The following is a 23,439-nucleotide window of genomic DNA, read 5'->3' as shown; positions in this document are numbered from 1 at the left end:
TAGCCCAACGAGCATAACCTCTCTCGTTAGGCCAGACACAACATACAAGGAGCGGATTTATCCGCGATGCGCCGCGCGGGCGGCGCTCGATCTCATAGGCGCTACATACCCCACGGCGAAAACATCCGAGTCCTCACCAGCCCCAAGTCAGGTACGTCGCCAGCACCATGCAGGATTGAGACTCCAAGCGTCCGTGAGACCGTTATTCCATGCGGGATAGAACTTTTAACCCTACCTCACTCATCTGGTATGGCATCCATTTCGCCTCTGGTCGACCGCCATGCTGCCGATAGAACGCTTCAGCGCTGTGATTCCCGGCCAACACGTCCCACTTCAACCTCCCCGCTCCCTGCTCCAGCGACCAGGCAGCAACCTGGCTCAGCAATGCTGCTCCGAACCCTTTTCCCCGGTCACTGGCCGCCACGAACAGTTCCTTGAGCACTACGGTCGGTCGCAGGTCATAGGTGAAAGGGATAATCAACCCGACGGCGTAGCCAGCGATACCTTCTGCGCCCTCGACGACAAAAACATTACACTCGGGGCTCTCGCCAAACGCACGTGCAAGCAGCGCGTTTTCATCCACTGCGAATTCATCGAGGTACCCCTCGAATTCCGCCAACGCCCGCATGAGCCCAATCAGCGCGGGTACATCCCCGCGCAGTGCCGGCCGAACGCAGCCCTCTCTACTCAACATGCGCAGGAAACGCCGTTGCCGAGGGCAGAGACATTCTCGCCAACCAGCGAGAAGCCTTCATCGAGCCAACCGGTGACCCCTCCGATCATTTCCTTGACTGGATAGCCCAGTTCAGCCAAGCGCACCGCCGCCCGATGTACGCCATTGCAATGAGGGCCAGCGCAATAGACAACGAACAGCGTCTGGCGAGCATATTCGGCCATCCGCTGTGCGCTGATCATGCGGCTCGGGATGTTGATAGCACCCGGCACATGCCCAAGTGCAAAGGCCTCGCTGCTCCTGACGTCGACCAGTACATAGTCGACTTCACCCGACAGCTGGCTGCGCTGAACGTCCGAACAGTCGGTTTCAAAGGCCAGACGCCGCCTGAAGTGCAACGAGGCATCGGAGGGGTTTGCGGCAGGGTATTCGCTGACCAAGCTAGGCATGGATATCACTCCTCGATTGAAAGTGTGCCCATTGTAGGAAGCCGACCCATACCGCTACAGTGGCGCACTCGACAGTGACCGGTAGTTTTCCGCCAATGCTCAACGACCCAGGTTTGGTTGCCGTGCTGGCCTATGACGGGCTGTGTACGTTCGAATTCGGTATTGCCGTGGAGATTTTCGCTCTGCCACGCCCGGAATTCGAGTTTGCCTGGTACCGGCATCGCATCGTCGCCGTCGACCCCGCGCCGATGCGGGCGGCAGGTGGCATGCAGGTGCTGGCCGAATTCGGGATGGAGTCGCTCATCGATGCCCAGACCATCATCATCCCCGGTTGGCGCAGCCGTGATGAACGCCCGCCACAAGCGCTGCTGGACACCTTGATCGCCGCCCATCAGCGGGGCGCCCGGTTGCTCTCGATCTGTTCAGGGGTATTTGTACTCGCGGCCGCAGGCCTTCTGGACGGCAAACGCGCCACTACCCATTGGCGGTATACGGATGAACTCGCGCAACGCTACCCCTGTATCGAAGTGGATCCGGGTGTGCTGTACGTGGACAGCGGCCAGCTGATTACCTCGGCAGGTAGCGCTGCCGGGATCGACGCCTGCCTGCACCTGGTGAGCCGGGACTTTGGCACCCATGTCGCCAATGCGGTTGCGCGGCGCCTGGTCATGGCGCCGCAGCGCGCGGGGGGGCAAATGCAATTCATTCCAGCACCGGTTGCCCAGAAGCCTCGCGATGATCTGGCATCGGTACTGGAATGGGCGACCCGTCATGTGGATAGCCTTCTGACGGTGAAGCAAATGGCGGCCAAGGCACTGATGAGCGAACGCACCTTCCTGCGACGGTTCAGCGAAGCGACCGGCATGGCACCAAAAGCCTGGCTGCTTCAGGTTCGCATGAATCTGGCGCGCGACCTGCTGGAAAGCAGCCCGTTGAGCAATGAGCAAATCGCTGGACGTTGCGGGTTCGCCTCTGCGGAAAGTTTTCGTGCAGCCTTTCGCAAGGCCGTCGGGCTGGCACCCATGGCCTACCGTGCGCAATTTGGAAGGCACTGACCCAATCAATCCTTCCCCGTGATGAAGCGAGCCACTGCTATCGATCTCGAATCAGATCCAGACGTCATTCAGCGCTGTTCGCTCCCCGCCTTCATGGCCGGTATTCAACACCCCTCGCGGCTCGATCATCATGAGTCTTGTTTCCGTCTCAGCCGCTGTTCTGTGCTCCGGCTCCCACAGGTATAGTGCAGGCCTGCAGGCCGGTGATATCCCTGTAAGAGCCGGCTTGCCGGCGAGGGGTTACTGCCGGCGCATGGTGAGAATCGCCGCACCAAAGCCAATGAACGTGGTGCCGACCACCCGGCTCACCCAGCGCGACAGCGCCGGCCGGGTCAGCACACCTTTGGCCCGCGCGGCCAGCGCGGCATAGAGGCTCAGCGACGTCAGCGACAAGGCCACGAAAATCCCGGTAAGGGTCAGGAACTGCGGCAGCAGCGGCGCGCCCTGGTCGATGAACTGCGGGAACAGTGCAGTGAAGAACATGGTCGCCTTGGGGTTGGTGACGGCGGTCAGGAACGCTGACTTGTACAACTTCATCGGGGTCGGCCTGCTGACCTTGGCCGCCGACTGATCCATCAGCATCGGGCCTTTCTTGATCAATTGACGGGCACCGAGGTAGAACAGGTAGCCGGCACCGATCAGCTTGACTGCGTTGAACAACATCTCTGAACTGGCCAACAAGGCCCCCAGCCCGAGCATGGCGGCCGCCGACAGGCAAAACAGCCCCGTGCCATTGCCCAGCGACGACCACAGCGTGCTGCGCTGGCCATGGTTGAGGCTGTTGTTGATGGCCATCAAGGTGGCCGGCCCCGGGCTTGCGATGGCGATTGCAGCGACCAGGGTAAAGGCGAGAAGCGAGTGGGTATCCATACGGCAGGCTCAAGAACAGTGCGGAGCCAGCATCTTACACAAGCGCAGCGGCTTCAGTCGCTGCCCTGGCGCTTGGCGTTCTTTTTGCTGATGGCCTTCATCCGCGTGGCCGCGCGTTGCACAGTGGCCATCTTCTCCGGGCGCTTCATGCCGCGCCACTTGCGGATTTCCTCACGGGTGCGGCCGCAGCTCACGCACAGCTCGCTGTTGAGCTGGCAAAGCGAGACGCAGGGGTTTTCGATGTCTTTGGCCATGGCGGGCTCCAATTACGGCCGCGGATCATACCAAAGGAGCGGCCTCGCCGGGGCGCCAGACCGGCAAGGCCGCTCCTACGCCAACCGTGCATGATCAGGCCACGGCAGCGCGCTCATGCTTGCCGCTGACCTCGAACTGCCCCACCAGCTTCTGCAACTTGCTGGCATTGGCCTTCACCGTCTCGGCACTGCTCTGCAACACCACCGCTGTCTGGCGCATATCACTGGAGGACTGGTTGACCTGGTCGATGGTCTTGCCGTACTCCATGCTGCGCCGGTTGAGCTGCTGGATGATTGCGAACATCGCCTCCACCGCCTGATGCAGCTGGATGTTCTCCGACGAGGCATCCTCCGCCAGGCGCAGGCTGTCATCGACATCCTGCACGCCCTCCTCCATGAAGTTCACGGCTTGCTGGGTTTCGTTCTGCAGGCCTTCGACCATGTGCCGGATGTCGTCGGCAGCACGCGAGGTACGCGCAGCCAGGCTGCGCACCTCGTCGGCCACCACCGCGAAACCACGGCCATGCTCCCCGGCCCGCGCGGCCTCGATGGCGGCATTGAGGGCCAGCAGGTTGGTCTGGTTGGTGATGTCGCTGATCAGCCCGGTGATGTTGCCGATCTGGCCCATGCGGCTGTCGAGCAACTGCACGCTCGACGAGGAACGCGCCACCACATCGCGAATCGACTGGGTACCGGCCTGCACCGCCAGAAACTGCTCGCGGGCGCGGCTGACCACCTCGTCCATGGCCTGTTTCATCTGCTCAGCGCTGACCGATGCCTGCTGCAGCTCGCCCAGCTGTTCTTCCATGATGATCATCATCTGGTGAACCGCGTCGGCCACATCGGTGGAACTCACGCTCGCCGCCTGGCTGCGGCCCAGCATCATCTGGTTGGTGGCGCCCACCGTGCGACTGGCCTTGACCACCTGCCCGACCACCGCGTCCAGACGGTCGATGAAGCTGTTGATCCAGCGCGCCATGTCGCCACTTTCGTCATTGGCCATGGTGCTGGTGTCCAGGCGCTGGCGCAAGTTGCCTTCGCCTTCGGCGATGGTGCGCAGCACGCCGCTCATGCCGTTCAGGCGTGCAGCCAGCCGCTTCGGCCCGAGCACACTGAACAGCAGCGTCGCGGCAATCATGCACAGCGCCTCGATGGCGTCGTTCAGCCCCTGTGGCAAGCCGGCGTAGTGCTGCACCAGGTAGTTGCAGCCGAACAGCCCGGCCATGGTCGCCACATAGGGCTTCATCAGCCCGTAGCTGAGCGAACGGCGGCGGTAGACTTCTTCCAGGTCGGCTTCACACATCATCCCCCAACGGTCTGGCGAGCCCGGCAACTGGAACGTGACGCCCTTGCCCACCACCGGCACATGGCGATAGTCCGAATAGCCTGGGTAGGTCACGAACAGGTTGGCCCCGTGACGGATGGTTTCCCGTACACCGGGGTGCAGTTCACGGGTGGAGGGGTCGGTGAAGCGCAGTTCCAGCTCGGTGTGGCGCTGGATCTGCACCGTGGCCCAGGGCGTGTGCACGCCGCTCTTGAGGTTCTCGCCGTGGGTGAAGGTGCCGTCTTCGAAACGCGAACGGGACAAGGCAGTGCCTGGCTCGATGGTGCGGTCGAAGTGCGACTGCGCCATGAACAGGTAGTTGTCGCCGGATTCGGCAAAAATGTGCCCGGCTTCACGCTGGATCAGGTCACCGAGCACATCGTTGGGCACCCGGCCACACAGGCAGCCGACGGTTTTGCCTTCGCGCTTGAGCGGCTGGTAGAACATCAGCGTCACTTCATCGTGGAAGCGCGACGATGACGGGCCGATCTGCAACGTCAGCGGGTCGCTGTAGGGGCCGTGGAGGAACGGCGCCTTCAGGCCCTGGGCCAATGCCTGCATCTGGTCGGTCCGTGAGTTGCCGCGCTTTGCCCAGGTAGAGACGGTGACATTGCCAGCGGTGTCGATCACGCACAGCTCGGAAAAATCTTCAGCCTGGGCCAGCTTGTCGAGCAACACCGAACGGTCGATCTCAGCGCCGCCTGGCGCCATCTGCTCCGCCAGCTCGGCCAGGTGCTCCCACTGCTCGCGGGCCCAGTTCTGCAGCAACTGCACGCGGGTCTGGGCGATGGCTTCGAAGGTCTGCTCGACCACCGGGTAGTGCGCACGGTTGAGGTGGCAGGCCCAGCCCATGCTGAACTTGCCGGTCTTGCCAAACCACGGCAGCCAGCCCTTTTCGCTCGATGACAACTGCATGGAACTACTTGAAAGCGACATTATCTTCACCATAAGCGACATTAGATGGCAAAGTGATAGCAAGTTGCACGCCAACTCGTATGCAAGCTAACTATCGCGCTTTCCAACGATCCACGCACCCTGCAAGCGCACTGGCAGGGTGCACTCGTTCAAATGCGCCCCGTCACGGGGCGATTGTTCTGGCGATGAATCCGAGGAAGAACCGCAGACTCGCGACGATTGGCCCTGCAAGATTGCCTGCATTAAGCTCATGCAGACTTCCGGAGACCCTACTTTGCATTTACCTCTAATCCTTCGCAGAGCCGAGCCCGCTGACGTCGAGGCCATCACCGGGCTGGTCCAGGCGGCCTACTCGCCCTATATCGCGCGCATCGGCAAACCGCCCGCTCCGATGCTGGATGACTACCGCCAGGTAATCGCAGACGCAGAGGTGCATCTAGCACTGCAAGGAAAGCGCGTTGCCGGCGTGCTGGTACTGGAGCGTGAGAGTGGCGAGATGCTGCTGGTCAATGTCGCCGTGTTGCCAGAGTGCAAGGGCCAAGGGATTGGCAAGGTGCTGATGCAGCTGTGCGAAACCCGGTCACGGCAGGTTGGGTGCAGCGCGGTGCGGCTGTATACCCACGAGCGGATGACCGAGAACATCGAGCTCTATAAGAAACTGGGTTATGTCGAGACTCACCGGGCCGAAGAGCATGGGTTTTCTCGTGTGTTCATGCGCAAGGCCCTGTAATCCTGCTCTGGCCCCTTCGCGGGTACAAACCCGAGACATCGCTTACATTTCAGACCGATAACAACCAGACCCGTAACAACCTGTCGCTGGCGCGGAACAAGCAAGGCTCGTACAGCTTCCTCAATATGCTCGACGCCCAGCGCCCGCTCTATTGCGCGTAGCAGGCGCTGATCAGCCTGCAATGGGCCGAGCAGGCCAGCCGGGTGGCCTTGTACAAGACGCTCGGCGGCGGCCGGCCGGGATAAGACAATTTTCACATCTGCTTCACTCTTGGGCCACAAACCCGAGGATAAGGTGCTGCCAGCCTTGTCCTCGGAGTGGCAGCATGCTGGAAAATGTTATTGCGACGCACCCGCGCCTTCTGCGCCCGAAACGCCGGAAACTGCCTGCAGTCTGGCTGTTGGCCGTATTGCTGGCCATCATGGCGTTCGGCCTCTGGCACGTGCTTCGTCCGCATGTCACCAACTTGGGCAGCCCGCAACTGATGAGCGAAAATGGCGTCTACAGCGCCTGGAACAGCGGCAAGGTGATTGTCCTGGTCCGCCATGCCGAACGCTGCGACCGCTCCAACCATGCCTGCCTTGGCGACCCTGCCGGCATCACCGTTGACGGCAGCCAGGCCGCTGCCGCCGTCGGCGACGGCATCCGCCGCCTGGGCCTGGCCAATGCCGATATCCTCAGCAGCCCGGAAGTCCGCACCCAGCAGACCGCGTCGTTCGTCTTCGGCAAGGGTATCGAAACCCAGGAATGGCTGGCGCGCTGTGACAGCACCTTTGCCAACGCCGCCCTGGCGCACAAGCGCGAGGGCCACAACCTGGTGCTGGTCACCCACAGTGGCTGCATCGACCACCTCGAACGGCAACTGCGCGTAGCAGGCGGCGAACGCGTTGCCGGCTATGCCAGCACCCTGTTCATCAGCAAAGACAGCAACGGCAAGGCCCACTTGCTCGGGCAACTCAACGCCAACCAATGGCAGACACTCAACAGCAGCACAGGGAAGTAAGCATGCCCGTTTCTTCACGCACCACGTTCTACGTCAACAATTTGCTGTTGCCACTGCTGCTGGCAGCGATCGTGTTCATGCTGTTCGACCTCACCGAGCTGGACCGTTGGATCAGCAACCTGCTGCTCGACCCGGTCACCGGGCAGTTCCCACTGTTGCATGACCAGCTGTTCGAGAAAGTGACCCACAAATGGCCGCGCATCCTGCCGAACTGGACCGGCGAGGCGGCGGTCATCGGTTCACTGCTGTCGTTCATCTGGCCACGGCTGGCCAACCACCCCGACGCCCTGATCACCCGCGGCCTGAATGCCGCCCGAATCAGCCCGGTCCTGCGCTTCACCAGCCGTCATCGCCGTGACTTCCTGTTCGTGGTGGTGGCATTTGCCTTGAGCACCACAATCATCCATTACCTGAAAAGCCATACCAGCGTGTATTGCCCGGTGGAAACCACCCTCTACGGCGGCCCAGAAGCACATGTGGAGTGGTACGAGAACTTCAGCTGGTTCAGCGAGGCTGGCAAAGGCCGTTGCTGGCCGGGCGGCCACGCTTCCAGCGGCTTCACCCTGCTGGCGCTGTACTTCGTGGCACTGCGCCACCGCTGGCAGCATGCGCGCAAGCTGCTGGTTGCCATTCTGCTGATCGGCTTCATCTACGGCACGACCCGCGTGCTGCAAGGTTGGCACTACATGTCGCACACCTTCTGGGCCGGGATCTTCGTGTGGCTGACCACCTGGGCCACTGCCCTGGGCTTCTACGGCCGCGAGGCGCTGCAGGCACCGGCGCAGGCGAGCGCAGACAAGGCACCGGTAGATGCCTATGCTTGAGCAGGCCCTCTGCTCAGGAACACGACCATGCCCAACCCCGAAGACGCCCTGCTGCACAGCTGGCAGCTCAACGCCCGGGCCTGGATAGACGCAGTGCGTGGCGGCGCCATCGAGAGCCGCCTGCAGGTGACCGACCAGGCAATCCTGCTGGCGATCCTCGGTCGCCAGCCTGAGCGGGTGCTGGACCTTGGCTGCGGCGAGGGCTGGTTGCTGCGGGCGCTGGCTGATCGCGGCATCGAGGTGGCCGGTGTGGATGGCGACGCCGCGCTGGTGGAGGCTGCCCGGGCCGCAGGCTCAGCGCAGGTGCACCAGGCCAGTTATGCCCAGCTGGCCGAAGGCGCGGTGGACATTGGCAGTGGCTATGACCTGATCTGCGCCAATTTCGCCCTGCTGCAACAAGACATCATCCCCTTGCTGGCGGCCATGAAAGCACGGCTCGCACCCACCGGCGCGCTGGTGATCCAGACCTTGCACCCCTGGAGCGTGGCGGGCGGTGATTATCAGGACGGCTGGCGCGAGGAGTCGTTTGCCGGGTTTGCTGGTAACTGGCGGCCGATGCCGTGGTATTTCCGGACTTTGGCCAGCTGGCTGAATGCGCTGGACATGGCGGGTTTCAGATTGCTGAGCCTGCAAGAACCGCAGCATCCACAAAGCCCCGTGCCACAGTCGTTGCTGATGATTGCGGGTTAGCCTATTCCGGCCTCTTCGCGGGCAAGCCCGCTCCCACAGGGATCGCGCCAGATTCCAGAAATTGAGCAAGACAGGTACTCCACAGAACCTGAGGTTTGCGCGATACCTGTGGGAGCGGGTTTACCCGCGAAGGGGCCGGAACAGGCAGCATCGTTCTTGAAATTCCATTCAACAACCCGCTAGCCTGCGTGCCTCCTGCCTGGACGGACCCTGCCCCATGCAACCTCGCGATATCGCCGCCTGCCCAGTTAACGCTGGGCGGTGGCCTCGTCGGCGGGCGGGGTCAGCTGCAGCACGCGATTGCGCCCGCCTTCCGCGAGCAGGTAGCCCCCCTTGCCGTCCGCGATGATCGACTGCGGTGCCTTGAGGAAGGTCAGCACCACGTGCTGAGTGCCATCGGCATCCACGCGCAGCAGGCGCGCGCGGTGGGTGTTGTCTTCGCTGATCCACAGGCCACGCTGGTCGCACATCAGGAAGGTGGGATGGCGCAGGCCCTCGACCACCACCGGGTCTTTACCGTCATCGGACAACGCACGAACGATGCCGGTGCCTTTCTCGGTGTACAGCAGGCGGCCGTCGGCGCAACGGGCCAGGCCCTCGGTTTCAGTCAACCCCGAACGCAGCACGTCGAGCTGGCCGCTGGCCCAGTCATAGCGCATCAGGCGCCCATTGCCCTTGCGGTCTTCGATGGCATACAGGTGATCGCCGTCATTCCAAAGCCCCTGCACGCTGTCACCGTTGAACAGGTGAGTGACCTGGCCATCGCGGGACAGGCTCACCGGCGCGTGGCCGCCTTCCTGGCTGAACACCCAGCCACCTTGTGCCGCGACCATGCCGTCGGGCTTGGACAGGTTGTCGATCAGCACCACGCGGTCGCCGCTGGCGGTGATCTTGAGAATGCTGCCTTTGCCGTCATCCAGCTCGCGGCTGACCAGCAGGCTGCCGTCGGCCTGGGGCAGCAGCGAGGCGGCCTTGGCCACGTCGCGGTGCAGCACCTCGACACGCCAGCCACTGGCGGCCTGCACCGGGTAGAACGATTGCCAGGCGAAAAAGCCGAGGGTCGCGGCCACCAGGCTGGTGGTGGCAGTCAGGGCGATACGGGTGCTGCGCCGGCGCAGGATGGACATGAACGGGGGGCTCCTCGATTTTGGCCCGAATGCTAGCAAGCGCATGAGAAATTGTCGTCATCAGATGACGCAAACACAAAAGGATATAAAAAGAACAAAACATTCTAACAAAATGGAATTAAAAAATTGAAAGCCAGAGGCCTCCTCCTTAGGCTGGGTGCACCCTTTCCCACCTGCTCAAGGAGCGACGTCAATGCCCTTCTCCCCCCTGCGCCGCCTACTGCTAGGCGGCATTCTGGCGACTGTCGCCAGCAGCCTGCTGCCTTGGTCCAGCGCCTTCGCCGAAGACACCAAGACCCTGCGCATCGGCTATCAGAAATTCAACAGCATCAACATCCTCAAAGGCAGCGGCGCGCTGGAAAAGGCCCTGGCGCCCCAAGGCGTGAAGGTCAGCTGGCACGAATTCGCCGCCGGGCCGCAACTGCTCGAGGCACTGAGCACCGGTGCCATCGACCTGGGCCACGCTGCAGACGCGCCATCGGTGTTCGCCCAGGCCGCCGGCAAACCGGTGGTCTACCTGGCCGCCGAACAACCCTACCCGCGCGGCATCGGCCTGGTGGTGCGCGAGCAGGATCACCTCACCGCGGTGCAGGACCTCAAAGGCAAGCGCGTGGCCACCGGCCGCGGCTGGAATGCCCAATACCTGCTGGCGGTGGCCCTGGAGCAGGCCGGCCTGAGCTACAAGGACATCACCCCGGCCTATGTCAACAACGCCGCCGACGCCGTCGCCGCCCTGCAATCAGGCAGCGTGCAGGCTGTGACCCTGTGGGACCCGTTCCTCGCTGCAGCCGAAAGCCAGCCGGGCCTGAAGAACCTGCGCGATGGCAGCGGCCTGTCCAACAACCGCACCTTCTACCTGTCCACCGCCGCCTTCGCCGACCAGCACCGCGACCTGCTGAAAACCTTCTTCAGCGAGCTGGGCAAGGTCAGCCAGTGGGCCAACGCCAAGCCCGCCGAAGTCGCCGCGCTGCTGGCACCACAACTGGGCATCAGCGCCAACGTGCTGGAGGTGGCCAGCGAGCGGCGCAACTACAACGCCGTGGCCATCACCCCTGAGATCGTCGCCGAGCAGCAGAAACTGGCCGATACCTTCCAGGGCCTGGGCCTGATCCCGCGCAAATTGCAGGTGGCCGATGCGATCTACCCGGCGTCTGTATTGCCGTGACCAGGGAGTGAACGCCATGCCCCGCCACATCCGTTTCAACGCCTTCAGCATGAACGCCGCCAGCCACCAGTCCCCGGGGCTGTGGCGCCACCCGCGCAACACCAGCGTGGCGTTCAACCGCCTGGACTACTGGACCGACCTCGCGCGCCTGCTGGAGCGCGGGCTGTTCGATGCGCTGTTCATCGCCGACGTGCTGGGTATCTACGATGTCTACCAGGGTGGCCCGCAAGCCGCCTTGCGCGGTGGCGTGCAGGTGCCGGTCAACGACCCTCTGCTGCTGGTGCCGGCCATGGCCGGAGTCACCGAGCACCTGGGGTTCGGCGTGACCTTCTCGCTGACCTACGAGCACCCCTATCCGTTTGCCCGGCGCATGTCGACGCTCGATCACCTGAGCAATGGCCGGGTCGGCTGGAACATCGTCACCGGCTACCTCGACAGCGCCGCCCGCAACCTGGGCCTGGCCCGCCAGCTGGGCCATGACCAGCGCTACGACCTGGCCGAGGAGTACCTGGAGGTGCTGTACAAACTCTGGGAAAAAAGCTGGGAGGACGATGCCGTGCCACTGGAGCGCGAAACCGGCCGCTACATCGAACCGTCGAAAGTGCATGCGATCCAGCACGCTGGCGAACACTTCCAGGTGCCCGGCATGCACCTCTGCCAGCCATCGCCCCAGCGCACCCCGGTGCTGTTCCAGGCCGGTGCCTCGGCGCGCGGCCAACAGTTCGCCGCCCGGCATGCCGAGTGCGTGTTCATCAGCGGCCCGACCCCCACCGTGCTGCGCCGCTACGCCGACGGCATTCGCCAGGCCAGCGAGGTGGCCGGGCGTGGCCGCGACGAGGTGCTGATCTATGCCCAGGCGCTGCTGATCGTCGCGCCAACCAAGGAAGAGGCCCAGGCGCGCTTTGCCGAATACCGCCGTTACGTCGACCTGGATGCGGCCCTCGCCCTGCTTTCGGGCTGGACCGGCATCGACTTCGCCGGCCTCGACCCGGATGCGCCCATCGAATATGTCGAGAATGATGCTGGCCGCGCCGCCCTGGCGGCGTTCACTGCGGCCGACCCGAACCGCCGCTGGACCGTGCGTGAAGCCGCTGAGTTCGTCGGCCTGGGCGGGCGTGGCCCGGTATTGGTCGGTTCGCCAGGCGACATTGCCGACCAACTGGAGCACTGGCTCGAGCAGACCGGCATCGACGGTTTCAACCTCACCTATGCCGTACAACCGGACGACCTGGCCAACGTCGTCGAACTGCTGGTACCGGAGCTTCAGCGCCGTGGTCGCTACCCACTGGGCTACGCCGACGGCACCTTGCGCAACAAGCTTTTCGGCCACGGCGACCGCCTGCCGGAGGCCCACGCGGGGCGCCAGGTTCGCATTCAGTAACTGAATGTCGAGTATTTCAACATTTAATTTGTGGATGATGCGGGCTGCCCCCTATGCTGTCCGCACATCCCCTGCACGCACCGGCCGGTGTGGTCCAAGGCACGGGGAGAGAACAACAAGTCGAGACCGCTCATGTCGAACCACTCCTACTTCGCCCCCCACGGTGGGCACCCAGCTCAGACCGAGCTGCTGACTGACCGTGCCATGTTCACCGAAGCCTATGCCGTCATCCCCAAAGGCGTGATGCGTGACATCGTCACCAGCCACCTGCCGTTCTGGGACAAGATGCGCATGTGGGTCATCGCCCGCCCGCTGACCGGTTTCGCCGAAACCTTCTCGCAGTACATCGTCGAAGTGGCTCCGGAAGGCGGCAGCGAGCGCCCTGAGCTGGACCCGAATGCCGAAGCCGTGGTGTTCATCGTCGAAGGCGAGCTGGACATCACCGTCGAAGGCAAGCACCACACCCTGACCCCGGGCGGCTATGCCTTCCTGGCCCCGGGCGCCGAATGGAGCCTGCGCAACAACAGCAAGGCCAACGTCACCTTCCACTGGCTGCGCAAGCACTACCAGAAGGTCGAAGGCCTGGCCGTGCCTGAGTCGTTCGTCACCCACCGCGACAACGCCACCGTCATCGAAATGCCAGGTACCGAAGGCCGTTGGGTCACCACCCGCTTCGTCGACATGGCCGACATGCGTCACGACATGCACGTCAACATCGTCACCTTCCAGCCGGGCGGCGTGATTCCGTTTGCTGAAACCCACGTCATGGAACACGGCCTGTATGTGCTGGAAGGCAAGGCGGTGTACCGCCTGAACCAGGACTGGGTGGAAGTGGAAGCCGGCGACTTCATGTGGCTGCGCGCCTTCTGCCCGCAGGCTTGCTACGCCGGTGGCCCAGGCAAGTTCAGCTACCTGCTGTACAAGGACGTCAACCGCCATGTGCACCTGACCCTCAATCCACAGCGTTGAGTTCAGGCTGATGCCCGAAAGCCCGCCACCTGGCGGGCTTTCTGTTTGCCGCTCATACTGAAAAACCCTGCCTCCATGCGCGGTACTCGCCATGAACCGCTGCCTGATACTTGCCGTACTGCTTGTTTCCACCGCCAGCCTGGCGGCTGACGACTGGAAGATTGCCTACGACCGCGAAGGTATCCGCGTGTACCTCAGTGGCGTGGCCGATTCGCCCTACCAGCAGTTCCGCGGCGTCAGCACCATGAAGGCCAGCGTACGCACCCTCACCGACCTGCAGGAAAACCTGCGGGTGGCGTGCAAATGGCTTTACGCCTGCGAGCAGATGCGCTTGCTGGGCGTGGATGGCGACAGCACCTGGGTCTACCTGACCACCAACCTGCCATGGCCGACCCTGCCGCGCGACATCATTCTCAAGGTTCGCACCGAGCGCCTGGATGACGGCACCCTGGTGCGGCACCTGAGCGCCGAACCGGGCCGCTTGCCCGAAGAACCCGGGTTGATCCGCGTTCAGCGCCTGTCGGGCGAATGGATCATGAAGCCGCTCGGCGAGCGAGAAACCGAAGTCACCTATCAGTTGCAGGCAGATCCTGCCGGGGACGTACCGGGCTGGCTGGCCAACCGCTTCGTCGTCGATGCCCCGGTGGTGACGCTGCGAACCTTGCGTGCGGTAGCCGAACGCCAGCCGTAAGGGCCTTACGTCCCTTGCAGAATTTATGCAATTCAAATCCATGACCGCATGCCATCACACCGGCGCTTGTTTAACTACTTCTTATAGCTATTGAATTCCATGCTCGCCTCCTGAATTTCATAACCGCCTTCACTGACTGCATTGAACGTTGCCGTAAATTTTTCTTTTCGTTCAAATGTCAATTTTCCGCGCCAGTCATTCATTATCATTTGGTCTAACACACCTGATAACACAACACCTTCCTTTCCGCTCAGCTTCTCGTCGAAAGTAATAATTTCATGAGTGCCGTCGTCATAATTGTTGGGAATATTAAGTACCAACCATGAGTGCTTTCGGATTATGTTGCCTACCAGCTGAATGTGGCCCGCATTATACTCATAGTCAATGAACGCATCTGCCCCCTCATGAGTCTCATATGCTTCATTCGGTCGCTTCCAGGTAACAGTGAACCACTGCTCTTCTTTAGCCCCTGCTTGCTGCCTTGCCTCTTCGTTAAGTTTCAAACCTGCACATTCAAAAATATTCATGCCACTACCTCGTTTCTGGCCAAAGCCATTCTTTAGCCGCACTCACAAATTAAAAAGGACAAAGCAATCGTACAACTAGCAGGACTACGAGTTGCACGTTGGGTGGGTTCATCTTTTTGCTCGAGTGCGCGACAAAACTTTGAACTCAATCAATTTCACCGACGGCGGCTTTCTCTAAAACCCTTGATCAACCAGCGTTCAAGCCAAAGCGTCCTTACCCTGAGTGAAGTGTTGAAGCCCCACGGCATCATTCAAGCCGCCTTACACGGGCATGGCGTGGCGTTGGGTGGGGGCGCATGCTCGATAACCTGCTGGCCTCGGACGAGCTGGTGCGATCGACTTGCCCGGGCCGTCTACCCCGACCAGCTTCAGTTCCAACGTCTGTGCGGCCTGGACGAGACCGGTCGAGGCCAGCACTGCGCTGAAGACCCGTGCTTTCACGTCGTTTCTCTATGGGTTGGGATAAGCAGGTATCGTACCCACGTGACTTTTGGGACTGCGCACCTTGCCAGGCATCCCATCCAGCCACAGACTCAAGCACTTCGCTAGCCGCCCGGAGCCCGTTCGCGTGTCCCTCAAAGCCCTGCGCACCCTGGTGACCATCGCCCGCCACGGCACGTTCGCCCGTGCCGCCGACCTACTCAGCCTCACCCCTTCGGCCGTGAGCCTGCACATCAAGACCCTCGAAGACGAACTCAAGGTCGCGCTGTTCGACCGCAGCCGCCGCCAGGTGGTGCTGACCGAGGCTGGGCAACTGGCTGTGGCGCGGGCCGAGCACATACTCGGCGCCTACGACGAACTGGCCGATGCCCTGGCCAGCGGCCCGAGCCTGCGTGGCCGGCTGCGTCTGGGGGCGATTCACACGGTCCTGGCCCGACGCCTGCCCAAGGCCCTGGTGTGGCTCAAGGCGCACTATCCGGAACTGCACATCAGCGTCAACTCGGGGATGTCGGCGGAGCTGGCACGGCGTGTCGAAGATGGCGAGCTGGATGCGGCGATCACCACCGAGCCGATCAGCCCCTACCCGCAAAGCCTGGATTTCACGCCCCTGTTCGAAGACCGCTTCTGGGCCATCGCCCACCCCGACCTGGCTGGCCAGAGCCTGCCACAGCTGCTCGCCAGCCAGCCGTTCCTGCGCTTCGACAAACGTGCTTGGGCCGGACGTCAGATTGAGCAGGAGCTGCGCCGCCAGCATTTGCAGGTCAGCGAACAGATGGAGCTGGACAGCCAGGAAGCGCTGGCGCGCATGGCGGTGATGGGGCTGGGTGTGGCGATCATTCCCATGGCCGATGACGACCTGCAGCGCCTGCCACCCGCCACCTGCCTGCCGTTTGGCGAGCCTCAGCTGGTGCGGCGGGTGGTGCTGCTGGAACACCAAAAAAGTCAGCGGCGCCACCTGAGTGCGGTACTGAAGACTGCCATGGACGCCTGAATGTACAGTTTTTCTCAACAGTCGCTGCAGAAATCAACGTTTTTCCCGTTCGGTCAGCCACGCTAACCTGTGCCCGTACCCGACCACGGAATGACACCCATGCTCCACCTGCTGCTGACCACCCTGGTGCCTATCATCCTGCTGATCGCCCTGGGCACCTTCCTGCGGGTCCGTGGTTTTCTCGCCGAGTCGTTCTGGCCCGGCGCCGAACGCCTGAGCTACTACGTGCTGCTGCCCTCACTATTCCTGCATGGCCTGGCCACGGCCAACCTCGAGGGCGTACCGGTGCTGGGCATGGTTGGCGTGCTGATGCTTTCGACCTTGCTGGGTGCCGTGCTGCTGGTGCTTTACCAGGGTGCAGTGAACCATGAAGGCGCCGACTTTACCTCGGTGTTCCAGGGCGGCGTGCGCTTCAACAACTACATCGGCGCCACCCTCGCCGCCGGCATCTACGGCAGCGCCGGGATTGCCCTGGCAGCGGTGGCCAACGCCGCCATCGTGCCCTTGGTCAACCTGCTCTGCGTGCTGGTGTTCGCCCGCTTCAGCGCGCGCCACAGTTCGCCAGCGACGGTGCTGCGGGCCATCTTCGCCAACCCGCTGATCGTCGGTTGCGCCGGGGGGCTGTTGCTGCGGGTCACCGGCCTGGGCCTGCCGGCTGGCCTGGAGCCAACGGTCAAGGCGCTGGGCCAGGCCGCCCTGCCCCTGGGCCTGCTGTGCGTGGGTGCCGCGCTCGGCGGAGCCAGCCTCGGCCAGCAAGTGCGCCCACTGCTGGCGGCATCGGCGTTCAAGTTCCTGGTCATGCCGCTGACCACCTGGGGCCTGTGCCGCCTGCTTGGGCTGAGCGGCCAGGCGGCGGTCGTGGCGGTGCTGTTCCAGGCCTTGCCAACCGCCTCGTCGTCTTACGTGATGGCGCGCCAGATGGGCGGCAACGCGCCATTGATGGCGACCATCATCGCCCTGCAGACCGTGGTCGCAGCCGTGACGTTGCCCTTGGTGCTGATGCTTGCACTGAAGTGAATCCGCTTGGCTAGACTGTGAATCACCCCACCGTTGGAAACTCGACCATGCGCCTCTCGTGGATGGTGATCTGCTTGACTTCGGCCCTGCTCGCAGGCCCCTTGCATGCCGCCGAAAGTGCCAAGGCCGCCGTGGCCGAAGACAAGGCCGAAAAGCTTGAGAAAAAGGTGGTGGAGGATGCCCCACCGCCGAAAAAAGCGGAAACCATCACCCCAGTCGAGGTGCAGGCGGTGGACCCGGCAGGCCAGGCGCCAATGGACGACAGTATCACCTGCCTGGCCCGCACCATCTATTGGGAAGCCAAAGGCGCCGATGCCCAGGACATGAGCGCGGTGGCCAGCGTGGTGCTCAACCGGTTGGGCCATGAAGGCTTCCCCGATACCATCTGCGGCGTGGTCAAGCAGGGCGTTGAAACCAAAGCCTGCCAGTTTTCCTGGTGGTGTGACGGGCGCTCCGACCAGGTCGAGGAAGCACAACGCTACGACGTGGCCAAGGAAATCGCGCGCAAGGCACTGAACCAGCAGTTGAAGGACCCGACCGGGGGCGCCTTGTATTTCCATGACCGCAACGTGCACCCGGACTGGGCCAAGGCCTATCGCAAAACCGCCGAGACCCGGCACTTTCTGTTCTACAAGCCGAACCAGGCGCTGGCGCGTTGACAGGCCATCGCACTTTTCTGGCGTTCACCGGTCTACTCCCTCTTTTGCCGCCCGCAAGTCATTGCTGGCGTTTTCTTTGCTTTGCACGAGAGTGGGCCAAACGCCTTGCGCTTGTGTAGGATGAGCAGCGCATACCAAGACGCTGCCAGTCACAGGGAGATCCACATGCGCGTCCTGTCATCCGTTGCCGCCTTGTCGCTGGGCCTGGTCTTGTCGACCGGAGCCCTGGCCGTCACCGGCGAAGAGGCGCAGCTGATCGATTCGATCAATATCTACCGCAGCCAGGCCCAGCGCTGCGGTGACCAGGTGTCGGTGGAACTGCCGCCGCTCAACAGCGACACGCGCCTGGCCCTGTCGCCGGAGGGCACTCGCGACCTGCAGCAGGCCATGAGCCGCGCAGCCTACCCCATGGTCAACGTCCAGGCCATCAGCCTCTCTGGCCCACGTGATGCGAATGCGGCCATGAACGCCATCAAAGAGAGCTTCTGCCAGGTGGTGCTCGACCCGCAGTTCGTCGACATCGGCGTCAGCCAGGAAGGCCGCGACTGGCGCATCGTGCTTGCCCGGCCCTTGCTCAGCGGGCGCCTGGGCGATTGGCAGGCCGAAGGGCAGAAGCTGCTGCAGGCCATCAACAGTGCGCGCAAGGCGCCACACCAGTGCGGTGGCCAGCCATTCCCCGCAGCGCCAGCGTTGAGCTGGAATGCAGCATTGGCGGGCGTGGCGGCCAATCATACGCGGGCCATGGCCAACCAGAACTTCTTCGACCATATCGACAAGGACGGGCGCACGCCGGGCGACCGGGCCGAGCTGGCCGGATATCTGTATCGGCAGATTGGCGAAAACATCGCCGCCGGCCGCGACACGGCGCAGAAGGTGGTGGATGGCTGGCTGGACAGCCCAGGCCATTGCGCCACCCTGATGAACGCGGACTTCCGCGAAATGGGCGCGGCCTATGCAGTGGACCCGAAGAGCGATGCGGGCATCTACTGGACCGGTTTGTTCGGCACACCGCAGTGACCCTGTAGGAGCGGCCCTTTCGCGACACAAGGCCGCTCCTACACGGTGCGTGTAGCACGTGTGCGCAGCGCCAATGCTGTGCAGCCAAACCGCCGCTTCACGCATTTGCCCAGGTAGCTGGCATCCCCCAAACCGACCTCATCGGCGATCTGCGCCAGGCTGTGGCTGGCGTTGAGCAATCGCCAGCGCGCCTGCTGCAAGCGCATTTCCAGCCACCAGGCCTTGGCGCTCATGCCGTGGCTGGCCTGGAATTGCCGGTCCAGTTGCCGGCGGCTGATGCCCAGCTCGCCCGCCAGCTGTTCGATCGACCAACGCGCCGCCAGGTGATGACGCATCAGTGCCAGCACGCGCTGCACCTGGCGCCCCTGCCCCGCACCGGTTTCCAGCGAACGCAGGGCATGGCGACTGTCACGCGACTCGTCGACCAGCATGTCGGCCAGCCCCTTGAGCGCCCGGGCCCGTCCGCACGCGCCCGCCAGCAGTTCCACCGCCAGGTCGATGGCTGCCGTGCCGCCGGCACAGGTGATGCGTGCGCCATCCATGTAGTACAACTGCTCGCGCAACAGCTGCAGATGCGGGAAGGATGCCCGGAACTCCGCCTCATGGCGCCAGTGCACCACGACTTTGTGCCCGTCCAGCAGGCCGCAGGCGGCCAGCAGGAAGGCGGCGTTGTCGATGGCGACCAGTTTCACCCCCGCCTTGGCCGCACGCTTGAGCAGGCGCTGGTAATGGGGTGCCAATGCGGCAGTGGCCTCGGCATTGCGGCTACCGAACAGCACCAGGTAGTCGTAGTCATCCCACTGCAACTGCTCGGCAATGGCCTGCACCTGCATCACCGCGCCACTGCTCGACGGTACTGGCTCACCCGTGAGGCTGGCCAGGGTCCAGCTGCAGTAGCGCTGCTGGCTGTAGTCCTCGTCGTCGGCGCTGAAGCGCAGTTTGTCGAGAAACCCACCGAATGGCAGCAAGGCGAAATCTGGCAACGGCAAGATCAGCAGGCGGATATCAGGGGTCATGTAAACTCGTCCAGAAAACACCATGAAATGTCCAGATCATACCCTGCGCTTGCAGCGCCGTCGCATAGACTGGCCGCTCGTGAATTCCGAAGGCACCCACCATGGCTCTGGATACCTGGCTCATCTACCTGCTGGCGAGCATCGGCCTGTCGCTGACCCCTGGCCCGAACAGTCTGCTCGCCCTGACCCACGGCGCGCTGTACGGCGCGCGCCGCACACTGTTCACCATCCTCGGCGGGGTGTTCGGCTTCAGTGCGCTGATTGCCCTGGCGATGTTCGGGCTGACGGCGTTGCTGCAGACCTCGGCTTCGGTGCTGACCGTGCTCAAGTGGGTGGGCGGGGCCTACCTGGTCTGGCTGGGCATCCAGCTCTGGCGCAGCCCTGCCCTGCAGCTGGAAGTGACCGAGCGCGCAGCCCGCCTGAGCAATCCGGGGATGTTCCGCCAAGGCCTGCTGTCTGCGATCGCCAACCCCAAGGTGCTGTTGTTCTACGGTGCCTTCCTGCCGCAGTTCATCGACCCACAGCGTGGGCTGTTGCTGCAGTTCGTGATCATGGCAGCGACCTTTGCCAGCGTGGAGTGCGTGGTCGAATACGTGCTGGCGCGCCTGGCGTTTCGTATCCGGCCATGGCTGGCAAAGGGTGGCAAGGGATTCAATCGCTGCTGCGCGAGCCTGTTCGCGTTGATTGGCGTGGCCTTGCCGCTGGGCCGGTAGTATCGCTGGCTGCCGCGCTCCTGTGGCAGCCGGCTTGCCGGCGAAAGGGGCGCCAGGCGCCCCCTTTCAAGCGCGCCGCGAAACCGACAGGAAGAACACCAGCGCCATGCCCGGCAATGCCGCCCCCACCAGTGCCACACCGTGCCACCCCTGTTGGGCAAACACCGCACTGGCCACCGCCGAGCCCGCTGCCCCGCCAAGGAAAATGCTGGTCATGTACAGCGCATTCAGCCGCCCGCGGCTGGCCGGGTCCAGTGCATACACCTCACGCTGGCCAATCACCATGTTCATCTGCACCGCAAAATCCAGCAGTACCCCGGTCAGCCCCAGGCCGATCACGCTGTAACCGGGCGTGGTCAGCCCCAGCAGCAGTGCCACCGGTGCCAACACCAGCGCCAGCAACGAACCGACACGGGCATGGCCGGCGTCGGCCAGGCGGCCCGCGATCGGTGCGGCGATGGCGCCAACGGCACCGACCAGGGCAAACAAGGCGATCTGGCTCTGCGACAGGCCATGCTCGCTGGCCAGGGCCAGCGGCACCGCGGTCCAGTAGAGGCTGAACGCCGCAAACATCAACGCCTGGTACAGCGAGCGCTGACGCAGCACCGGGTGCTGACGCAGCAGTGCAACCAACGACAGCATCAGGCCGGCATAACTCGCCTTGTGCTCAGGCACCCGGCGCGGCAGCGTCAGCGCCAGCAACAGGATGATTGCCAGCATCAGGCCGGCAGCGCCGATGAACACCGTGCGCCAGCCAAAGTGGTCGGCAACCAGGCTCGACATCGGCCGCGCCAGCAGAATGCCCAGCAGCAGGCCGCCCATGATGTTGCCGACCACCCGCCCGCGTTCCTGCTCAGGCGCCAGGTGCGCGGCCAATGGGATGAGCATCTGCACAGCCACCGAACTGAAACCGATCAGCAAGGCATAGGCCAGGAACAGCTGCCCCTGGCCACTGCTGCTGGTGCCTGCCAGCAGCAGGCTGACGCAGGCCAGCACGGCGGTGATGATCATCAACCGGCGGTTTTCCACCAGGTCGGCCAGTGGCACCAGCAACAGCAGGCCCAGTGCGTAACCCAGCTGGGTCAGCGACACGATCAGGCTGGCGCGCTCGGTGGACAGGCCCAGGTCCGGGGCGATCAGCCCGACGATGGGCTGCGCGTAATAGATATTGGCGACGATCGCGCCGCAGCAGAATGCCAGCAGCGCGACCAGGGCACGGCTCAGGCTGGCATGGGCTGGCTGGGCAGCAGCAAGGGAGGAATTCATGCGAGGTACCTCGGCATCGGGTTGGAATATGCCTGGCACCTTACCGAGCGCTTGCCGCTGCGTGAATCCGGCAGTGGCGCAACGGGGCTTTGCGCCAGGCGCAACGCTGGGGATCAGGGGTTGAGCAGGCCTTCGCAAAAGCCGATGAACGCGTTGACCCGCCGAGAGCCGCGATGGTTGGGCAAGTACAAGGCATTGATGCTGTCGTTGGCGGTACCGGGGCTGACCTGCCACTGCGCGAACAACCGCTGCAGACGCCCGGCCGCGACATCCTCGCGCACCAGCCAATCAGCCAGCAAGGCGATACCGCTACCGGCCAGCGCCGCTTCGCGCAACAGGTCGGCGTTGGCGCTGCGCAGCGGCCCGCTCACTTCCAGTTCCAGCACCTCATCCGCGCGTTGCAGGCGCCAGGCGCGCGCCTTCTGCCCATAGCGAAAACGCAGGCAGGCCTGCTGCAGCAACTGCTCGGGGTGCAGCAGCGCGTCACGCTTGGCCAGGTAGTCCGGGCTTGCCACCAGCCAGCGCTGGAAGCGGCCCAGTTGCCGGCACACCAGTTCGTCGTTCGGTGACGGGTCGCCGAGGCGAATGGACAGATCGTAGCGGCCGTCGAGCAGGTCATCGAGCCGGTCGCTCATGTCGATGTCCAGCTCCAGCGACGGGTAACGGGCCAGGAATGGCCCCAGGTGCGGTGCGATCACCCGCCGGCCGAACTCCACCGGCAGGCACAGGCGCAGCACGCCGACTGGCTCATCGCCGCGGTCGGCGACGCTGGCGTCTGCCTCCTCCAGCGCGTCGAAGATTTCTCTGGCGCGCGCATAGTAACGTGCGCCCGCTTCGGTCAGGCTGACCTGGCGTGTGGAGCGATTGAGCAGGGTCGTACCGAGTTCCGACTCCAGCGCATCGACCAGGCGCGTCACCGACGAGGTAGCCACGCCAAGCCGACGCGCCGCTGCGGAAAAGCCTTGTGCATCGACTGTCGCGGTGAACATCTGCATCGCCAGGAGCTTGTCCATAGCTACTCCAATTTTCAGATTTCGGAACACTCCTACAATCCACAAGGCGGGTCAAGAAGCGCGCAACAGAGCGATCAGGTCCATAGTGGAAGCACCTCCATCAGCGCGAGAATTTCCCATGACCATTACCAATCTGCTCAATGCCCTGCCCCATTGCGACCCGGCCGCTGGCGAGCGGGTCGATGAACTGCTGCAGCGACCTGGCCTGCGCATCGAACGCATCGTGTCCTGCGGCCAGGCCAGTCCGCCCGGTTTCTGGTACGACCAGGCCGAAGGCGAATGGATCATGTTGTTGGCCGGCAGCGCAGGGCTGCGCCTGGAGCATGAGGACTACACCCGCTTGCTGGCCCCGGGCGACTGCCTGGACATTCCGGCGCATTGCCGGCACCGCGTGGAATGGACTGCAAAGGGGCAGCCGACCATCTGGCTTGCCGTGTTTCATGGCATCGACACACCCTGGCCGAGCCATTGAAACACCCATCGTTCATGCTACAAAAGTCTAAGCCGTCACATGCACATGCCTCCTAAACACTGCGTTTACTGCAATTTTCAGAACGTGTCCTAGACTTTTAGTCGCATATTCGCAAGTTCAGCCCTGCGACAATCAGCCTCAGAAAATTATGTACCAACTTGTTAATTAGCAAGCTAAGGGCTTAAAC

Annotated in this window: 25 protein-coding genes and 1 pseudogene; 15 read left to right on the top strand and 11 right to left on the bottom strand. The window is 63.3% G+C overall.

What is annotated here, in order from left to right; genetic code table 11:
* Positions 1-202: 202 nt before the first annotated feature.
* Entirely contained in the window at positions 203-694 is a 492-nt protein-coding gene (locus ACIPZ5_RS21605) for a GNAT family N-acetyltransferase (protein WP_400810527.1), read from the bottom strand.
* Positions 688-1,122 (bottom strand): rhodanese-like domain-containing protein, encoded by a 435-nt coding sequence (locus tag ACIPZ5_RS21600; RefSeq protein ID WP_400810526.1) that lies wholly within the window; start codon positions 1,120-1,122, stop codon positions 688-690. The genes ACIPZ5_RS21605 and ACIPZ5_RS21600 overlap by 7 nt, the downstream gene beginning before the upstream one ends.
* Positions 1,123-1,217: 95 nt before the next feature.
* Here ACIPZ5_RS21600 and ftrA point away from each other — a divergent pair, with 95 nt between their 5' ends.
* Positions 1,218-2,177 (top strand): transcriptional regulator FtrA, encoded by a 960-nt coding sequence (gene ftrA / locus ACIPZ5_RS21595; protein WP_400810525.1) that lies wholly within the window; start codon positions 1,218-1,220, stop codon positions 2,175-2,177.
* Positions 2,178-2,228: 51 nt separating this feature from the next.
* Here ftrA and ACIPZ5_RS21590 read toward each other — a convergent pair.
* The 4 genes and pseudogenes from ACIPZ5_RS21590 to ACIPZ5_RS21575 all read right to left on the bottom strand — a co-directional run.
* Positions 2,229-2,345, bottom strand: a pseudogene (locus ACIPZ5_RS21590) (cupin domain-containing protein); the annotation flags it as partial.
* 72 nt (positions 2,346-2,417) lie between these two features.
* The gene (locus ACIPZ5_RS21585) at positions 2,418-3,047 is read right to left on the bottom strand and encodes a LysE family translocator (RefSeq protein ID WP_400810523.1); all 630 of its coding nucleotides are present in this window, start codon (positions 3,045-3,047) and stop codon (positions 2,418-2,420) included.
* A 53-nt stretch (positions 3,048-3,100) separates the two neighbouring features.
* Entirely contained in the window at positions 3,101-3,301 is a 201-nt protein-coding gene (locus tag ACIPZ5_RS21580) for a DUF1289 domain-containing protein (RefSeq protein WP_085677616.1), read from the bottom strand.
* A 94-nt stretch (positions 3,302-3,395) separates the two neighbouring features.
* On the bottom strand, positions 3,396-5,561 hold the full coding sequence (locus tag ACIPZ5_RS21575; protein WP_400810521.1) for a methyl-accepting chemotaxis protein: 2,166 nt from the start codon (positions 5,559-5,561) through the stop codon (positions 3,396-3,398).
* Positions 5,562-5,790: 229 nt separating this feature from the next.
* On the opposite strand from ACIPZ5_RS21575, the gene ACIPZ5_RS21570 reads away from it, so the two are divergent.
* The 4 genes from ACIPZ5_RS21570 to ACIPZ5_RS21555 all read left to right on the top strand — a co-directional run bounded on the left by ACIPZ5_RS21570 (position 5,791) and on the right by ACIPZ5_RS21555 (position 8,787).
* The gene (locus ACIPZ5_RS21570) at positions 5,791-6,270 is read left to right on the top strand and encodes a GNAT family N-acetyltransferase (protein ID WP_400810520.1); all 480 of its coding nucleotides are present in this window, start codon (positions 5,791-5,793) and stop codon (positions 6,268-6,270) included.
* A 325-nt stretch (positions 6,271-6,595) separates the two neighbouring features.
* The gene (locus tag ACIPZ5_RS21565; RefSeq protein WP_261944004.1) at positions 6,596-7,273 is read left to right on the top strand and encodes a histidine phosphatase family protein; all 678 of its coding nucleotides are present in this window, start codon (positions 6,596-6,598) and stop codon (positions 7,271-7,273) included.
* 2 nt (positions 7,274-7,275) lie between these two features.
* On the top strand, positions 7,276-8,097 hold the full coding sequence (locus tag ACIPZ5_RS21560) for a phosphatase PAP2 family protein (RefSeq protein ID WP_400810518.1): 822 nt from the start codon (positions 7,276-7,278) through the stop codon (positions 8,095-8,097).
* 27 nt (positions 8,098-8,124) lie between these two features.
* Entirely contained in the window at positions 8,125-8,787 is a 663-nt protein-coding gene (locus ACIPZ5_RS21555) for a class I SAM-dependent methyltransferase (protein ID WP_400810517.1), read from the top strand.
* 248 nt (positions 8,788-9,035) lie between these two features.
* On the opposite strand, the gene ACIPZ5_RS21550 is transcribed toward ACIPZ5_RS21555, so the two are convergent.
* A complete protein-coding gene (locus ACIPZ5_RS21550; RefSeq protein ID WP_400810515.1) occupies positions 9,036-9,914 on the bottom strand; it encodes an SMP-30/gluconolactonase/LRE family protein in 879 nt (292 codons plus the stop codon).
* A 193-nt stretch (positions 9,915-10,107) separates the two neighbouring features.
* Here ACIPZ5_RS21550 and ACIPZ5_RS21545 point away from each other — a divergent pair, with 193 nt between their 5' ends.
* From ACIPZ5_RS21545 to ACIPZ5_RS21530, 4 genes are all read left to right on the top strand, one after another.
* Positions 10,108-11,079, top strand: a complete 972-nt coding sequence (locus ACIPZ5_RS21545; protein WP_400810513.1) for an aliphatic sulfonate ABC transporter substrate-binding protein — start codon at positions 10,108-10,110, stop codon at positions 11,077-11,079.
* 16 nt (positions 11,080-11,095) lie between these two features.
* Entirely contained in the window at positions 11,096-12,460 is a 1,365-nt protein-coding gene (locus ACIPZ5_RS21540; RefSeq protein WP_400810511.1) for an LLM class flavin-dependent oxidoreductase, read from the top strand.
* A gap of 132 nt (positions 12,461-12,592) precedes the next feature.
* Positions 12,593-13,429: a bifunctional allantoicase/(S)-ureidoglycine aminohydrolase gene (locus ACIPZ5_RS21535; RefSeq protein WP_027918838.1), complete on the top strand. Its 837-nt coding sequence runs from the start codon at positions 12,593-12,595 to the stop codon at positions 13,427-13,429.
* 91 nt (positions 13,430-13,520) lie between these two features.
* On the top strand, positions 13,521-14,120 hold the full coding sequence (locus tag ACIPZ5_RS21530) for an START domain-containing protein (protein WP_400810509.1): 600 nt from the start codon (positions 13,521-13,523) through the stop codon (positions 14,118-14,120).
* A 74-nt stretch (positions 14,121-14,194) separates the two neighbouring features.
* Here ACIPZ5_RS21530 and ACIPZ5_RS21525 read toward each other — a convergent pair whose 3' ends face one another.
* Positions 14,195-14,647, bottom strand: coding sequence for a hypothetical protein (locus tag ACIPZ5_RS21525; protein WP_400810507.1), 453 nt, complete (start codon positions 14,645-14,647; stop codon positions 14,195-14,197).
* A gap of 568 nt (positions 14,648-15,215) precedes the next feature.
* On the opposite strand from ACIPZ5_RS21525, the gene ACIPZ5_RS21520 reads away from it, so the two are divergent.
* From ACIPZ5_RS21520 to ACIPZ5_RS21505, 4 genes are all read left to right on the top strand, one after another.
* Entirely contained in the window at positions 15,216-16,079 is an 864-nt protein-coding gene (locus ACIPZ5_RS21520) for a LysR family transcriptional regulator (protein ID WP_400810505.1), read from the top strand.
* A gap of 99 nt (positions 16,080-16,178) precedes the next feature.
* Positions 16,179-17,096: an AEC family transporter gene (locus ACIPZ5_RS21515; RefSeq protein ID WP_400810504.1), complete on the top strand. Its 918-nt coding sequence runs from the start codon at positions 16,179-16,181 to the stop codon at positions 17,094-17,096.
* Between the two features lie 47 nt (positions 17,097-17,143).
* The gene (locus ACIPZ5_RS21510) at positions 17,144-17,755 is read left to right on the top strand and encodes a cell wall hydrolase (RefSeq protein WP_261943993.1); all 612 of its coding nucleotides are present in this window, start codon (positions 17,144-17,146) and stop codon (positions 17,753-17,755) included.
* A 165-nt stretch (positions 17,756-17,920) separates the two neighbouring features.
* Positions 17,921-18,772, top strand: a complete 852-nt coding sequence (locus ACIPZ5_RS21505; protein WP_400810502.1) for a CAP domain-containing protein — start codon at positions 17,921-17,923, stop codon at positions 18,770-18,772.
* A 38-nt stretch (positions 18,773-18,810) separates the two neighbouring features.
* On the opposite strand, the gene ACIPZ5_RS21500 is transcribed toward ACIPZ5_RS21505, so the two are convergent.
* A complete protein-coding gene (locus ACIPZ5_RS21500) occupies positions 18,811-19,788 on the bottom strand; it encodes a GlxA family transcriptional regulator (protein ID WP_400810500.1) in 978 nt (325 codons plus the stop codon).
* Positions 19,789-19,889: 101 nt separating this feature from the next.
* Here ACIPZ5_RS21500 and ACIPZ5_RS21495 point away from each other — a divergent pair, with 101 nt between their 5' ends.
* On the top strand, positions 19,890-20,501 hold the full coding sequence (locus tag ACIPZ5_RS21495; protein WP_400810498.1) for a LysE family translocator: 612 nt from the start codon (positions 19,890-19,892) through the stop codon (positions 20,499-20,501).
* A 66-nt stretch (positions 20,502-20,567) separates the two neighbouring features.
* Here ACIPZ5_RS21495 and ACIPZ5_RS21490 read toward each other — a convergent pair whose 3' ends face one another.
* Both ACIPZ5_RS21490 and ACIPZ5_RS21485 read right to left on the bottom strand, forming a co-directional pair.
* Complete coding sequence (locus tag ACIPZ5_RS21490; RefSeq protein WP_400810496.1) at positions 20,568-21,767, bottom strand: MFS transporter; 1,200 nt, start codon at positions 21,765-21,767, stop codon at positions 20,568-20,570.
* A 113-nt stretch (positions 21,768-21,880) separates the two neighbouring features.
* The gene (locus ACIPZ5_RS21485) at positions 21,881-22,780 is read right to left on the bottom strand and encodes a LysR family transcriptional regulator (RefSeq protein WP_261943988.1); all 900 of its coding nucleotides are present in this window, start codon (positions 22,778-22,780) and stop codon (positions 21,881-21,883) included.
* A gap of 118 nt (positions 22,781-22,898) precedes the next feature.
* On the opposite strand from ACIPZ5_RS21485, the gene ACIPZ5_RS21480 reads away from it, so the two are divergent.
* Complete coding sequence (locus ACIPZ5_RS21480; RefSeq protein ID WP_261943987.1) at positions 22,899-23,252, top strand: cupin domain-containing protein; 354 nt, start codon at positions 22,899-22,901, stop codon at positions 23,250-23,252.
* Positions 23,253-23,439 lie beyond the last annotated feature (187 nt).

Origin of the sequence: Pseudomonas sp. NPDC089428 (genome assembly GCF_044749325.1) — a bacterium.
Lineage (GTDB): Bacteria > Pseudomonadota > Gammaproteobacteria > Pseudomonadales > Pseudomonadaceae > Aquipseudomonas.
The sequence above is the reverse complement of the archived record's forward strand: the minus strand, read 5'-3'. Positions and strand labels throughout refer to the sequence as shown.